The organism is Caldisericia bacterium (genome assembly GCA_021158845.1).
GTDB lineage: Bacteria > Caldisericota > Caldisericia > B22-G15 > B22-G15 > B22-G15.
Map to the genome: position 1 here is coordinate 1 of JAGGSY010000035.1, position 15,184 is coordinate 15,184.

Annotated in this window: 16 protein-coding genes; 8 read left to right on the plus strand and 8 right to left on the minus strand. The window is 37.6% G+C overall.

Features of this window, described 5'->3' with window-relative positions; translation table 11 throughout:
• The 8 genes from J7J33_01335 to J7J33_01370 form a co-directional block, all read left to right on the plus strand.
• A partial coding sequence (locus J7J33_01335; GenBank protein ID MCD6167935.1) for a carbon starvation protein A occupies positions 1 to 1,263 on the plus strand: 1,263 nt, incomplete at its 5' end.
• Positions 1,264 to 1,265: 2 nt separating this feature from the next.
• Positions 1,266 to 1,544 (plus strand): hypothetical protein, encoded by a 279-nt coding sequence (locus tag J7J33_01340; GenBank protein ID MCD6167936.1) that lies wholly within the window; start codon positions 1,266 to 1,268, stop codon positions 1,542 to 1,544.
• 9 nt (positions 1,545 to 1,553) lie between these two features.
• Positions 1,554 to 2,507 carry an ArsA family ATPase gene (locus J7J33_01345; GenBank protein ID MCD6167937.1) on the plus strand — a complete coding sequence of 318 codons (954 nt, stop codon included), beginning with the start codon at positions 1,554 to 1,556 and terminating at the stop codon, positions 2,505 to 2,507.
• Positions 2,504 to 2,806, plus strand: coding sequence for a hypothetical protein (locus J7J33_01350; GenBank protein ID MCD6167938.1), 303 nt, complete (start codon positions 2,504 to 2,506; stop codon positions 2,804 to 2,806). The genes J7J33_01345 and J7J33_01350 overlap by 4 nt, the downstream gene beginning before the upstream one ends.
• Entirely contained in the window at positions 2,803 to 3,444 is a 642-nt protein-coding gene (locus J7J33_01355; protein MCD6167939.1) for a hypothetical protein, read from the plus strand. Before J7J33_01350 ends, J7J33_01355 begins: the two co-directional genes overlap by 4 nt.
• A 201-nt stretch (positions 3,445 to 3,645) precedes the next feature.
• Complete coding sequence (locus tag J7J33_01360) at positions 3,646 to 5,943, plus strand: xanthine dehydrogenase family protein molybdopterin-binding subunit (GenBank protein MCD6167940.1); 2,298 nt, start codon at positions 3,646 to 3,648, stop codon at positions 5,941 to 5,943.
• 16 nt (positions 5,944 to 5,959) lie between these two features.
• Complete coding sequence (locus J7J33_01365; protein ID MCD6167941.1) at positions 5,960 to 6,445, plus strand: (2Fe-2S)-binding protein; 486 nt, start codon at positions 5,960 to 5,962, stop codon at positions 6,443 to 6,445.
• Between the two features lie 17 nt (positions 6,446 to 6,462).
• A complete protein-coding gene (locus tag J7J33_01370) occupies positions 6,463 to 7,674 on the plus strand; it encodes an amidohydrolase family protein (GenBank protein MCD6167942.1) in 1,212 nt (403 codons plus the stop codon).
• 43 nt (positions 7,675 to 7,717) lie between these two features.
• Here the strand turns inward: J7J33_01370 and J7J33_01375 are convergent, their stop codons facing one another.
• The 8 genes from J7J33_01375 to J7J33_01410 all read right to left on the minus strand — a co-directional run.
• Complete coding sequence (locus J7J33_01375; GenBank protein ID MCD6167943.1) at positions 7,718 to 8,344, minus strand: V-type ATP synthase subunit D; 627 nt, start codon at positions 8,342 to 8,344, stop codon at positions 7,718 to 7,720.
• Positions 8,322 to 9,719: a V-type ATP synthase subunit B gene (locus J7J33_01380; GenBank protein MCD6167944.1), complete on the minus strand. Its 1,398-nt coding sequence runs from the start codon at positions 9,717 to 9,719 to the stop codon at positions 8,322 to 8,324. Before J7J33_01380 ends, J7J33_01375 begins: the two co-directional genes overlap by 23 nt.
• On the minus strand, positions 9,712 to 11,487 hold the full coding sequence (locus tag J7J33_01385) for a V-type ATP synthase subunit A (GenBank protein MCD6167945.1): 1,776 nt from the start codon (positions 11,485 to 11,487) through the stop codon (positions 9,712 to 9,714). Before J7J33_01385 ends, J7J33_01380 begins: the two co-directional genes overlap by 8 nt.
• On the minus strand, positions 11,484 to 11,735 hold the full coding sequence (locus tag J7J33_01390) for a hypothetical protein (protein ID MCD6167946.1): 252 nt from the start codon (positions 11,733 to 11,735) through the stop codon (positions 11,484 to 11,486). The genes J7J33_01385 and J7J33_01390 overlap by 4 nt, the downstream gene beginning before the upstream one ends.
• Positions 11,728 to 12,597, minus strand: coding sequence for a V-type ATPase subunit (locus J7J33_01395; protein MCD6167947.1), 870 nt, complete (start codon positions 12,595 to 12,597; stop codon positions 11,728 to 11,730). The genes J7J33_01390 and J7J33_01395 overlap by 8 nt, the downstream gene beginning before the upstream one ends.
• A 44-nt stretch (positions 12,598 to 12,641) precedes the next feature.
• A complete protein-coding gene (locus tag J7J33_01400) occupies positions 12,642 to 13,235 on the minus strand; it encodes a hypothetical protein (protein MCD6167948.1) in 594 nt (197 codons plus the stop codon).
• Positions 13,232 to 13,714: a V-type ATP synthase subunit K gene (locus J7J33_01405; protein ID MCD6167949.1), complete on the minus strand. Its 483-nt coding sequence runs from the start codon at positions 13,712 to 13,714 to the stop codon at positions 13,232 to 13,234. Before J7J33_01405 ends, J7J33_01400 begins: the two co-directional genes overlap by 4 nt.
• 15 nt (positions 13,715 to 13,729) lie before the next feature.
• A partial coding sequence (locus tag J7J33_01410; protein MCD6167950.1) for a hypothetical protein occupies positions 13,730 to 15,184 on the minus strand: 1,455 nt, incomplete at its 5' end.

Here is a 15,184-nt window from a genome sequence, read left to right on the forward strand (position 1 = left end):
ATTGCAACAGCATCAATCCTCTTCATCATTGTAGCTATAATAGAAGGTCTTATAATGTACAGAACAAAGATGAACTTTACCGCCGCTTCCATTATAGGAGTAATTCTACTGATACTTGCCATAGTTATAGGATTTAAATATCCATTCATTGTTATTCAAAGCAAGAAGGCTTGGTTTGTCATTCAGTTTGTCTACATAATAATTGCCGCATCACTTCCTGTATGGGTACTACTTCAGCCAAGAGACTATCTAAATGCATACATTCTCTGGTTTGGGCTTATAATTGGTGCTATCGCAGCTCTTGTTGCCTTTAAAGGATTCACATGGCCTGCAGTTACAGTATTCTCTCCTAACCTAATAAGTGGTCAACCTTCACCATTCTGGCCTACTGTTCCATTAATTATAGCTTGCGGAGCTCTGTCTGGTTTCCATTCAATAGTTGCTTCAGGAACAAGTTCAAAACAGCTGGATAATGAGTTAAGTGGACTTCTCGTTGGTTATGGAGGTATGTTCACAGAGGGATTCTTATCCACCATAGTTGTTCTCTCCATAGCTGCATTTGGAATGAGTGTTCTTAAAGAAGCAGGAGCAGACATGTCAAAACTTGCAACTCCTGCTCTTGTTGGAAAGTATGGATCAGGACAAATTGGAGCCACTGTTGGTAAGGTTGGATTATTCACCCATTCGTATGGAAAGCTTGTTGAATCAATAGGAATACCTTATAAAATTGGTGTAACATTCGCTGGACTCTGGGTTTCAGCATTTGTTCTTACAACTCTTGATACATCCAACAGACTTGCAAGGTTTGCATGGGGAGAAATATGGGAACCTGTTAAGAAGGCAAGTGAAGGTTTCTATAAGTTTATTGCAAATAAGTGGGTTGGATCAATCATCGCTGCAGGACTTGGATTGCTCCTTGTATGGGGAGGAACCCTTGGTTCCCTCTGGCCAGGATTTGCTGGAGCAAATCAGCTCCTCGCATCCATTGCAATGATTACAGCAGCGGTATGGGTTAGGAATGTGCAGAAGGCAAAAAAGGCCTGGCAGTATGCGGTTCTTATTCCAGCAGTATTCCTGTGGATTACAGTTACTGTAGCTTTAATATGGTATCTATTTGTTGCAGTTCCTGCAATCAAAGCAGCAACAACCAAGTATCCTGTGGCAATATTTACAATAATAATGATTATCCTCAACTTCATCCTTGTTGGGGATTTCATAGGAGCATTTAAGAGAGGACCAAAACCTGAAACAGAGGTGAAATAGAGATGAAAAAGCTCTCCGATCTCCTTAAAAGATTCTTTGGTGGTGTTGATAAAGGTTTAAGAGAAGCTTCAGTTTCTCTTATTGAAAAAGAATTGGAGGAAACAGAGAATATTTTCGCACTTCTAACAATGGGGTTTTTATCTGGAATTCCTTCTCCCCCAACCGGTCTTGTCTTAAGACTTTTTCCGTATATGCAGAGGGAAATATATGTGATGATGAAAAGAAGTAAAAACCTTGATGATGTCTTTGCAGAAACTGCAGGGACATTTGATATTGATTAGAGGAAAACAATGAAAACATACTTTTTCCTTGGAAAAGGGGGGGTTGGAAAGACTACTTTAGCCGCTTCCTTTGGTATAGGTAGTTCATTGGAGGATAAAAATGTACTTGTTGTATCCTTGGATCCAGCCCATAACCTTGGAGATGCATTTAACTTTACACTCTCCAATAAGATAAAAAAGATAAGTGATAATCTTTCAGCTGTTGAAGTGGATATAGAGAAGATGATAAAGGAATACCTAAATGAACTTGCATACAAAATGAAAAACACCTATAGATACCTCACCACATTAAATCTTGATAGATACTTTGATATTTTGAGACATTCTCCCGGAATTGAGGAATATGCAGTTCTTGAAGCCATAAAGAGATTCATAAAACTAAAGGAATTTGACACAATAGTATTTGACACACCTCCAACAGGAATAACAATAAGAGTTTTTGCAATGCCAAAACTCTCCCTTCTATGGACGGATAGGCTGATAAAAATGAGGAGGAAAATTCTTGATAGAAGAAGGATGATAGAGAATGTGAAGGGGAAATTTGAAGCTCAGATAGAAGATGAAACGGTGGTGCTTACATCCGATGAAAAGGAAGATAATATAATGCAGGAGTTAATTAGATACAGAAGCGAAATGGAAGATCTGAGAAACTTCTTCTCATCAGATAATACAACAGTTAATGTGGTAACAATGCCAGAGGAACTTGCCCTCTTTGAAACGAAAAGAATATCAGAGTCCCTTTCAGAATTTAAGATAAAGTTAAGAACTATATTTTTAAACAAGGTAATCCGGTGCAAAGAAGCTCCTGAAGGGATAAAAGGGAAGATAGAGGAGCAGGAAGAGGTTTTAAAGAAGATGAGAGAGGAATTCAAAGGGGTAGAAATAAAGGAAATTCCTCTCCTTGAACATTCGCCACGAGGCATTGAAGAACTAAAAGAGTTGTATAATAATTATTTGAGATGAGATATAAAGGAGATAGAGAAACTATAAGGAAAATAAAACGAATTCTATCCACAATTGAGGAACCTACAACGGGACTTGACTTAATAACAGGTGAGTTTATTGATGAAATAGAGATTGACTTCACAAGAATTATCATTCACATAAAAGATCTTTACCCCATGGCTTACCATCCATTTAATCTATTTCTCGCATCTTATATAACAAATACCTTAGCAAAAAAGATAGTGGAATCTTTAAATAAAGCAGGTTTTACAGAGGTTCTTGTTGTGGGTGGAAAGAGAGAGGAGAAGATTTTATGAGTCAATCCCAAATTATAGTTATTCTTGTTGTAATTGGAGGGATAATAACCCTCCAATTTTTTCAGGGAAGAAAGATTAACCTTCTCTTGATGAAAAAATATGTTCAGGGTTTTGAGAAGAACTTAAACATTAAAGATAAAACCTATGTCTGGATTGGAGGATACACTGGCTTTAGAGCTCACTACGAACTAAACGATAGCAGTATTAAAAAATTAGAATTAACCCTCACTCTTCTACCACGTCAGAGTCTTCTATACCTTCCAATATCACTTCTCACAAGAAAGCATGACAGGCTTTATATAGTCTTAAGATCAAAGGTAAAGATAAACACAGATGTTCATATAATTAAGAAACATTACTATTTCTTAGGCCCAGATATAGATGAGGCAAAAGAGCTTGAGAAAGGAGAAGTTGTGTTAGGTGATAGCAAGTTTATAACAATGTATAGAAAATTGAAGGATCTTGATAAACTGATGGATCTTACAAAAAAAACCTTCAATCCCAACAGATTAAGACACATTGCTCTTGTTAAAAGCACAAATGTTCTTTTTGCTCTTATCAAACCAGACCCAAATGAAACACCAATGGAAGTTAAAAAACTTGTAGAAAATTTTAAAACAACTGTAATTCATACCTAAAAGTGTATGAAAATTCCACATCAATTTGATTGGTATCGCTATTACTTTCATCTTTGGCTTTTATACGATAAAATTAATAATGAATGTCTTAAGATGAATTTGCTTGTGGAGTGAGAGAAAATTCTATCCTTTTAAAGGAGGTGATTTGGTTGGAATTTAAGTACTTAGGAAAATGTTCAGAGACCAGATGCAATCTCAAAAGTGACAGGCAAGGCTATCTTTCTTGATGATATCAAACTACCAGGAATGCTTTACGCTGCTATATTAACACCACCCTACGCCCATGCAAAGATTCTCTCCATTGATACATCTGAAGCAGAAAAATCTCCAGGGGTTGTCAAAGTAGTTACCGGGAAAGGTTGTAAGGTTGTTTATGGTGATTGTATAAGAGATCGTTACCCAATGGCAGTGGATAAGGTAAGATACATTGGGGAACCAGTAGCTGCAGTTATTGCAGAAAATCCCTATTATGCCAAACAAGCTGTAAAGAAGATAAAAGTTGAGTATGAGAAACTTCCTGTTTACACAGATGCCCTTGAAGCTATGAAAGAAGATGCTGTTCTCATCCATGAAAAAAACGGAGAATACTGGCATCTTCCATCATACAAACCTATACCAAAAACTAATATAGCCATGCACTATGAACTCAAGAAGGGGGATATAGAGAAAGGGTTTAAAGAGGCTGATGTAGTTGTTGAAGGAGAATTTATATATCCATTTGGTTCCTCTGCAGCAATAGAACCACATGGTACAATTGCCTGGTTTAAAGAGGATGGAACCATTGAGATCTGGTCTTCATCTATCTGCCCCTTCATAATAAGAGAGGATATTGCAAGGACATATGGAATACCAGTAGGAGATGTAAGAGTTCATACACCTGAGATTGGAGGATGTTTTGGCTATAAATCTGATGTAATTATTGAACAAACAGTAGCTTATATAGCAAGTTTTGTGCCAGGAAGACCTGTGAAGTGGGTTGCTTCTCGTAAGGAAGACTTCACAAGCACTGTTATTGGGCATGGTATGAGGATCAGAATGAAGATAGGTGCAAAGAAGGATGGAAAACTTGTAGCAATAAAATCCACAGTGTATCACTCCACTGGTGCATACGCTGACACAGGGGTAAACATTGCACAAGCTGCTGCTCACTCTTCAACAGGGCCATACGAGATTCCAAACTGTCATCTTGAGGCATACTCAGTTTATACAAACACACCGCCTGTAGGTGCTTACAGAGGTTACGGCTATCAGTATTCCCACTTTGCTCTTGAAAGACTTATGAATATCCTTGCGAGAAAACTCAATATGGATGAATTTGAGTTGAGAGAGAAGAACTATCTTAGTGAAGGTAAAGAAACAGCACTTGGAGAAAAGATATGGAAGACAAATGGTGATGTAAAGAAATGTGCAGATTTGGTTAAAAGGGCAATCACTTCAACTCCAAAGCCAAAAGAAGATGAAAGATATTATTATGGAAGAGGATTCGCAGCAGTTGTTAAGGGACCGAAAGGTGCAGCTAACTCTTCAAAGGGTTGCTACATGAAGTTAAACATAGACGGAAGCGTTTCAATCAACATGGGTGGCGCTGAAGTAGGACAGGGGTTAAGGACTGTGGTTAAACAGGTAACAGCAGAGGCATTGAAAATTCCTCCTGAAAAGGTAAGGGTATATACGGAGATAGATACCCAGTTTTCTCCATGGGAGTGGCAAACCATCGGTTCTATGTTCACCGTGCAGGGAGGAAGAGCTATAGTTAGAGCTGCTCAAAAGATAATAGAAAAGTTAAAGAAAAATGCATCCTATGCTTTGAAATGCGATGTTGATATGCTTGATTATGATGGAGAGTATGTCTTTCTCAAATCTGATCCAAGTGTAAGAATCGCTGTGAAAGACCTTGCAAGAGGATACATGCATGAGAATGGAATGACAGTGGGAGAGGTTATACAGGCAACATCAGATGCAAGACTTCCACGCTACTCCCTTCCAGACCCAGAAACAGGACAGGGAAACATGGGAGTTTCATATACATTTGGCGCTCAAGGATGTGAAATAAGAATTGATAAGAAAACAGGAAAGATAATTGTAGACCATTTTGCATCAGCCTTTGATGTGGGGAAGGTTATAAATCCTGTTCAGATAAGGGGTCAGGTAGTTGGAGGAGTGATGATGGGAATTGGTGCAACACTTTATGAAGAATTAAAATTTGACAAAGATGGAAGGCTCATAAATCCTCATTTTAAAACCTACAGATTCCCAACAATAGAGGATATGCCAAAGAAACAAACTGTTGAATTTGTGGAAGTACCTGGTGAGATAGGTCCATTTGGTGCAAGAGGAATAGGTGAGCATCCTGTTATAGGAGTTGCACCAGCAATACTTAATGCAATATATGACGCAATAGGAGTTGATTTTTACAGAATACCAGTAACACCGGAAATGATAAAGAAAGCTATTGAAGAGAAAGAGAAGAAAGAGAAAGAACCCTTAGAGGTAAAATAGTTAAGGAGGAATAGAAATGGGAGAAAAGATTAACTTTACAGTAAATGGAAAACCTGTAAGTGTGGAGATAGAAGGGTGGGAAAAACTTCTTGATATATTAAGAGACTACCTTAATCTTACAGGTGCAAAAAGAGGTTGTGATGACGCCACATGTGGTGCATGTGTTGTAGTGGTAAATGGTGAAGCTGTAAAAAGTTGCATCTACCCAGCAAAAAAATTGGAAGGAGCAGAAGTAATCACAATTGAAGGATTAACTGATGGTAAAAACCTTCATCCAATACAACAAGCTCTTATAGATAGTGGCGCAGTTCAATGTGGATTTTGTACTCCAGGAATCATACTGGAGCTATATGCCCTGTTTAATAAAAATATAGATGCTACCGAAGAAGAGATACTTAAAGCTCTCAAAAATCATTTATGTAGGTGTACTGGATATGAATCTATCCTTGAGGGAGCAAAACTTGCTCAAAAATATTTAAAGGAAGGAAGAATACCGAAATAATAGTAAGGAGGTTTCTTATGTACGATATAGTAATTAGAAATGCGAAAACAAGAAAATTTAAAAGTCTTGTTGATATTGGAATTCTTGATGGAAAGATCAAAACTATCAAAGAGAAGGTTGATGAGAAGGGTTCAATAGAGATAGATGCAAAAGGAAAACTTGTAACTGAATCATTTGTAAATGCCCATCTTCATCTTTGTAAAGTTTATACACTTATGAAGATGACAGAAGAGGCGCTAAAGGACTACCATGGAGAGGATATGGGAAAGGCTATGACAGCTATAGAACTCGCAGCCAAGATAAAGGAAAGGTATGATGAAAAGTGGATACTTCCAAATGTAAGAAGAGCGCTCAAACTGGCAGCATTAAATGGTGTTACCCATATAAGGGCGTTTGCTGATGTGGATAGTAAGGCAAAACTTGAAGGAATAAAGGCACTTATCAAAGCAAGAGAAGAGTTTAAGGGGATTGTTGATGTGCAGGTTGTAGCTTTTCCACAGGACGGAGTGGTAAGGGAACCTGGAGCATATGAACTTGTAAGAGAAGCTATGAAAATGGGTGCAGATGTAGTTGGTGGAATCCCATGGATTGAATTCACTGAGGAAGACGAACAGGAACATATTGACAAGATGTTTGAAATTGCAAAGGAATTTGATAAACCTGTGTCCATGCTTGTTGATGACGCTGGTGATCCTGGATTAAGGACACTGGAGATGCTTGCCATCAAGGCGATAAAAGAGGGGTGGGAAGGAAGAGTTCTTGCTCACCATGCAAGAGCAATGGCTCTCTATCCAAAACCATACTTTATGAAACTTGTTGCCATTCTAAAGAAGGCAAAGATGGGAGTTATAAGTGATCCACACACAGGACCTCTTCATGCAAGAGTTAAAGAAATGATAGAGGAAGGTGCACTTGTAGCCCTTGGTCAGGATGATATATCAGATGCTTACTATCCTTATGGTAGAAATAACATGTTGGAAGTAGCATTCCTTTCATCCCATATTTTATGGATGACAACAAGTGAAGATATGGAAAAACTCTATGACATGATAACAATTGATGCTGCAAAAGCTATGGGGATAAAGAACTTTGGTCTAAAAGAAGGAAATGATGCACATCTTGTTATTCTAAAAGAGGAAAATGTTCTTGAAGCTTTAAGAAATCATGATGAACCAGCATATGTTATAAGTCACGGAAAATTGGTGGATAAAGAAAAGTTTAGAGGGTAAGAAAGAATTTAAAAAGGGAGGGCAGATGCCCTCCCTTTTATTTTTACCTTCCCTCCTCCCCTCTTATTATCTCCTTAATCCTTGAAATTCTTGCATGAGATTCTCTCTCCAACTCATCAAGTTTATTTGTAATGTATTTTATGGTCTCCTCAAGAGATGGTATCATTATGTATTCAAGGGCATTTACCCTTCTCCTTGTTTTTTCTATGTCTCTTGATAACTCCTCAAGAGTTTTTATCTTCTCCGCAAGAGAGATAAGTTTTGGCAAAAACTTTATAAACCCCTGAATTCCAAAATCATATTCAGGGGTTGTTATGTTAACTGGGTAGCCAAAGACTTTTCCTTTTATATCAAGTTTAAATTCTGGAACAACTACCCCCATTATATTTTTCTTCTCATGCTTTAATCTTATGTCTGCTCTTTTTTTAGATAGAAGTTTTATCGTCTCCTTCCCCATTTCGCTTTCTGCAAGGGCAAAGAGGCTTTCAATCCTTAAATACTCTCTATCAACAATTTCTGTCTCCTCTCTAAACTCTTTGGCAGTTTTTATAAAATCCTTCATCATTCCTTCCAGTTTATCCTTTAGAAGTTTATGACCCCTTCTTGCAATATTAAGCCTCCGCTTTAGGCGGAGGAGAACCATTCTATTAGGATTTGCTTTTATCTTCATCTATAAACCTCTTCAGATACTTCTCTATGTACTCCTCTCTCACTCTCTTAAGTTCAGGAATTGGAATCATAGATAGAAGCTTCCATCCTATATCCAGTGTTTCTTCAATGGTTCTGTTCTCATACTCACCCTGATTTACAAACTCTCTTTCAAAACGATTTGCAAACTTTACAAAAATCCTGTCAACAGGCGTTAATGCAGTCTCACCAAGAATTGTAGCAAGTTCCTCTGCGTCCTTTCCTCTTGCATAAGCTGCATATAACTGATTCATAAGATCTGAATGATCTTCCCTTGTTTTACCTTTTCCAATACCCTTATCTTTAAGTCTTGAAAGTGATGGCCTTACATCAATGGGAGGATAGATTCCCTTCTTGTGAAGATCCCTCGACAAGAATATCTGTCCCTCTGTTATGTATCCAGTAAGGTCAGGTATTGGGTGAGTCTTATCATCTTCAGGCATTGTTACAATAGGAATCTGAGTTATGGATCCCTTTTTTCCTTTTATTCTTCCAGCTCTCTCGTATATTGTTGCAAGATCTGTATACATGTATCCAGGATATCCTCTCCTTCCAGGAACCTCCTTTCTTGCAGCAGAAATTTCTCTCAACGCCTCGCAGTAGTTTGTCATATCTGAGAGTATTACAAGTACATGCATATCAAGATCAAAGGCAAGGTACTCTGCCACTGTAAGAGCGGTTCTTGGAAGAGATATTCTCTCAATTACAGGGTTATTTGCAAGATTTATAAAGAGCACTGCCTTTGTTATTGCCCCTGTTCTCTTTAAATCAGTTATGAAGAAGTTTGCCTCCTCAAAAGTGATACCCATAGCGGCAAAAACCACCGCAAATTTTTCTCCTGTCTTAAGCACCTTAGCCTGTCTTGCAATTTGAGCAGCAAGATGAGGATGTGGAAGTCCTGCCCCAGAAAATATGGGTAGTTTTTGACCTCTTACAAGAGTGTTAAGTCCATCAATAGCAGACACACCTGTTTGAATAAACTCATTTGGATAGTCTCTTGCGTATGGATTTATTGGATTTCCATTTATATCCCTCATATCCTCTGGAATGATGTCAGGTCCTCCATCTATAGGCTCACCAAATCCATTAAATATCCTTCCAAGAATGTCCTTTGAGACAGGAACTTCAAGTCCTCTACCAGTAAACTTAACTCTACATTCCTTTGGGGTAAGTCCGTATGATGGTTCAAAGAGCTGTAAAAGTGCCCTGTTTTCTTCAGCAACAAGAACTTTTCCTCTTCTTTCCTCTCCAGAAGGAAGTGTTATCTCCACAAGTTCCCCATACTTTACTCCACTAATATCCTGAACTACCATAAGAGGTCCTGCTATTTCACTTGTGGTAAGATACTCTTTAGCCATTAACAACCTCCTTCTCTTCAGTAAGAGATTTGAAACTCTCCTCAATTTTTTCAATTAGTTCATTAAATTTCTCATCCATTTCTTCCTCAGGTATATACTTTGCTCTTGCTATATCCACTCTAACAGGAAGTTCAATGATGCTTTCAAGTTCTGCACCCTTCTGTAGTGCCTCGACACTCTTATCATAGAAGAAGAGTATAAGTTTGAGCATTAAGTATTGTTTTTTTAATGAAGTGTATGTATCAATTTCATGATAGGCGTTCTGGTGAAGAAAATCTTCCCTTATAGATTTTGCTCCTTCAAGGACGAGTCTATCCTTCGGTGAGAGAGCATCGATTCCCACAAGTCTGACAATTTCCTCAAGTTCAGCCTCCCTCTCCAACAACTCCATTGCTTTTTCCCTTAAAGAGGGAAACTCTTCGTTCACTTTTTCTCTATAGTATGGATCAAGATCATGTGTGTAAAGTGAATAACTCGTCAACCAATTTATTGCAGGGAAATGTCTTCTTGATGCAAGTGTATCATCAAGTCCCCAGAATACCTTTACAACTCTCAATGTGGATTGAACTACAGGATCTGAGAGATCACCACCAGGAGGTGAGACCGCACCAATTACAGACAAGGATGAGATTCTATCATCTTTTCCAAGATTAACAACCCTTCCAGCTCTCTCATAGAATTGTGCAATTCTTGAAGCAAGATATGCAGGATATCCCTCTTCACCAGGCATCTCCTCAAGTCTTCCAGATATCTCTCTCATCGCCTCTGCCCAACGAGAGGTGGAGTCTGCCATAAGTGCAACATTATAACCCATATCTCTGAAGTATTCCGCAAGGGTTATGCCTGTAAATACCGACGCCTCTCTTGCAGCAACAGGCATATTTGATGTATTGGCTATGAGAATTGTTCTTTCCATAAGCGGGCGTCCCGTTCTTGGATCCTTAAGTTCTGGAAATTCAATAAGCACCTCTGTCATCTCGTTTCCTCTTTCACCACATCCAACATATACAACTATTTCTGCGTCAGCCCACTTGGATAACTGATGCTGGGTAACAGTTTTTCCAGAACCGAAGGGACCAGGAATACACGCTGTTCCTCCTTTAGCAATCGGGAAGAATGTATCAATAACTCTTTGTCCTGTAACAAGAGGAATATCAGGAGGAATTTTCTTTTTCACAGGCCTTGGAATTCTCACAGGCCATTTCGTAAGCATCGATATCTCCTTTTTACCATCTTCAGTTTTTAGAACTACCACTGTATCCTCAATTTTTTTCTTCCCTGAAAAAATCTTTTCCACCTTTCCATTTACTCCAGGAGGAACAAGTATCTTGTGAATAACAATCTCTGTTTCCTTAACTTCACCCAGTATGTCTCCTTCTACAACCTCATCTCCCTCTCTTACAAGTGGCTCAAATTCCCACTCTTTATCTCTTGGAAGAGCTTTCTCTTTAACTCCTCTAACAATAAATGGTCCGTGTCTAAGACTTATGACATTCAATGGTCTTTGAACTCCATCAAAGATAGCTCCAATAAGACCCGGACCTAATTCCACAGAAAGAGGTGCTCCTGTAGGTACAACTGGATCTCCAGGACCCACACCTTCTGTCTCCTCATAAACCTGAATAAACACCATTTCATCCTTTATCTGAATTACTTCTCCAAGGAGTCCCTGCTCTCCAGCAAGAACCACTTCATACATCTTTACACTTTCAAGTCCTTTGGCAACAACCAAAGGACCTGCAACTTTAATTATTTTTCCTTTCTTCATTCTTCTTCTCCCTTTTTAAGAATATCCACTCCAACTGCTTTTTCTATCATCCTTCTTATGTATTTAAAACTCACTTCCTCTCTTTTTCCCTTAGTGGGAAGAAATATAACTACCGGAAGGAATCTTTTTCTCATCTCAAAGTATATTGGTAAGATTGCCTCTATATTTTTGCCAGAGAAGGCATCTATTCCAAGACCCTTAAGTATTAAACCTATTGATTCATCACCGAAAAAACATATCTTATCCATTTATATTCCTCAACCTCCGAATCACCATACTCTCTGGAAGATTATACTTTATGCCTGTATAAACTGTCCTTAAATTTTTATACTCCACAAGTTTCAAATTCATATAGGCAAAGGGAAGAGAGGGACCAAAGCCATCACCGTAAGATTTCTTAAGATATTTTATTAGATACTCATCCTTTATCTTTTCTAAAGAGAGAAGCATATCCTCCATTTTTCTCTCTACCCGAAAAGATGGATACTTTCTAAGGGAGAAATCAATAAAGGATTCTATTGAAGATTTTTCAAAGGAATCAAATGTTGAAGATTTTATTGTCCCATATGGAATATAGTAAAAATCTGATTCCTTCAAGGCTTTATGTCTTATGAAGTTCACAATATTGGTAAGATCCACTTTAATTTCAAGAAATCTCTTTAAAAACTCATCCCTTTTTACAAATTCCAGTTCCCTCTCCACCTCTTTCTTTATAAGAAAGATCTCTGTCTTTTTCTCATCTTGAATGTGCCTCTTTAACTCTTTCAAGATGAGCTTTACATCTTCAGGTAGCTTCCCTACACCTTTATAAATATAGTTTCTTATTTCGCTTACTGATATATCTTCGGTTGTTAATGTAATCTCTTTTTCACTCAACACACCTCTTATGGAGAGAAAAAGAGTGGAGGTGTGAAAGTAGTTAAAAACAAAGTCCTCGGGTGATTTAGTCCTTATCAGGTCCATATTTTTTCGCCAGTCATAGTTTATTATTTCATTAAAATCTTTGTACTCTTCCCCTACCTCATATATCCTTCTTAAGTTGGAGATAAATTCATCAATGGTGTTAGAAAGAAAATTCTTCATTACCTCACTCTTTAAGATCTTACTCATTAGAACCACTGATTTTCCTGAGATGTAGTTCCAACCTTTCAAACTCACTTCTCTTCCTCTAAGAATAGAATTTTAGGTAATTCAAGCAAAAGATCTTTCCACTTATCTTCCAACTTCCTTAATGGAGAAATGGTCACAACAAAACCATCTCCTACAACTTCAGTTTCATTGCCAATCTCAAATTTGAGGTTCTCTTGACCCAACTTTTTCTCTATGGTCTCTCTTATCTTTCTTTTAAATTCCTCATCAAAGAGACTATTAAAATCTTTTCCTATAACTATCTTCTCTTTTCCAGTTTCAGAGCTCCTCTCTATCTCCTTCAAAAAGAATTCCTTCAGTGTATTTTTATCCACCTTTTTCAATTCTTCCTTCACATGCTCTTTAAAGTCTTTAAGGATTCCATTCTTTCTCTTAAGTATAAGCGCTTCCACTTCTTTTTGGATTTCACCTTCATTTTTCTCCTTCAGGGCACTTAGTTCTCTTTTTCTTATCTTCTCCCACTTCTCCTCAATCTTCTTTAACTTCTCTTCTGTATCTTTCTCAATTATCTCTATCTCTTTCTGAGCCGAAAGAAGGATTTTATTTATCTCCTCTTCTGTTTCCTTTCTTATCTCTTCTATTATCTTTTCTATTTTCATAGTCCTGCAGTTACTATATTTGTTATAAGAATAGATGCTATAAGAGCAAGAACTGCATAAACTTCAACAAGGCTTGGGAGAATTATTGCTCTACCTGTCTCCTCTTCCCTTTCAGCAACAAGATTGATACATCCTGCAGATACTTTCCCCTGGTGTATTGCAGAAATTAGCTGAACAAGACCCATTCCAAGACCAATGGCAAAGAGTTGAAGGCCAAGGCTTAATGAGACCTGTGGAATCTTAGAAAATAGATTGAGTCTTGTCATGATCCAGAAGAATTCTATAAAACCGTAGAAACCCTGGGTACCGGGAAGCGCCATTATAACAAATAACTTCCCGTAAAGTTCTGGTTTTTCTGATAAAACCCCAGTAGCCTGTGTGGTTGAAATACCTATACCGATGGCTGAACCCATGCCACCGAGGGAAACTGCTGCCATCATTCCCATGATTGCAAATGCTAAACCTAACGTGTTTTCCATTTTACCACTCCTTTCTTAATCTGCCTTTTTAAGAATAATTTTTTCACTTGAAAATTTAAATGGTTTAAACCTTCTTCCTCCATCATCATAAAATCTACCAAAGAACTCTAAAAATATAAGCCTTGTTGGGTGAACAAAGGCACCAAGAATTCCCATAAAGAAATTCAATCCATGTCCTACAAGAAGTATCAAAGGTGAAAGAATAAATAGCATAACTCCCTTACCAAACATCCTTGCCATTGTGTTCATAATAATACCAAGAACTGTGGTTGAAAAACCAAGAGCAAGCAGTCTTGAATATGAGAGAATATCTGCAAGAGCTGTAGAGAAACCATAGCTACTAACTATTCCATAGAGAGATACTATTCCACCCACAATTTTTCCAAATATTGATTTCGATTTTCTTCCACCTGTAAAAAGAATTATAAGGACTCCAGCTATTGTCATGTATTTACCCACTCCAAGGAGAACTGTAAATTTGAGTGTTGAACCTATAATATAGATTCCAATTCCAGAAAGAGCCAATATCCATGAAAACTGGTCAAAAATTGCATCAAGGACCTTCCCATGCCTTATATTGTTTAGAGCTTTTAGAAATATTCCAAAAAGCTGGGATACAAAACCAACTGCAAGGGAAAGGATTAGCATCTTTATGAGACCATTTTTATCTCCTATCACATCTATCACTGCAAGTTGAGGAAATGAGAAAAGATCTCCTGCCCATGAATTTGTAAGAACACCAACTATTATGGAGAAGAAACCAAGAATCATGAAGAAGTGGAAAAATCCTCTATCCTTTTCATGAATCTTAAAGATCTTTATAAGAAGATAGGAACCTAAAAGTAGAAGCGAGCCATAGATTACATCACCGAAACACATGGAGAAGAAGAGAATAAAGAGTGGGGTAAAGTATGGTGTTGGATCAAAATCGTAATACTTTGGGAATCCATACATACCAGTTAGCATCTCAAAGGGTTTTATGAACTTTGGATTCCTCAGGGCAACAGGAACCTCCTCTAAGTTTTTAGGTTCATGGAATTCAACGATTACATCTTTAAACCTTTCTTCAACCTTCTCTCTAAAATCTCTAATGTCTCTCTCCTTTATCCAACCTCTTATAAATACAAAAAATTTTGACTCTATGAGCTTCTGCTTAACCTCTTCCTCTCTCCTCTTGTCAAGATAGTACTCCCTTAAAATTATAATGTTCTTTAGATTTTTTGCCTCTTCTCTCTTCTTCTCTATAATCTTTTCTCTATCCTTTAAAAGATTTTCCAAATCTTTATCAATATTTTCTATTACATCTCTGACCTTCCCGGTAAGACCTGATACATTAAGAGGTGAAAACTCTATCTTTTTAAGAAACTCCTCTACCTCTCTATCATCTCTTTTGTAACCAAGGAATAAAAATACTCTGTTTTTATGTGAGCTTACAATCTTTATTATAAGTTTTTCCTCCATCTTCTTAAG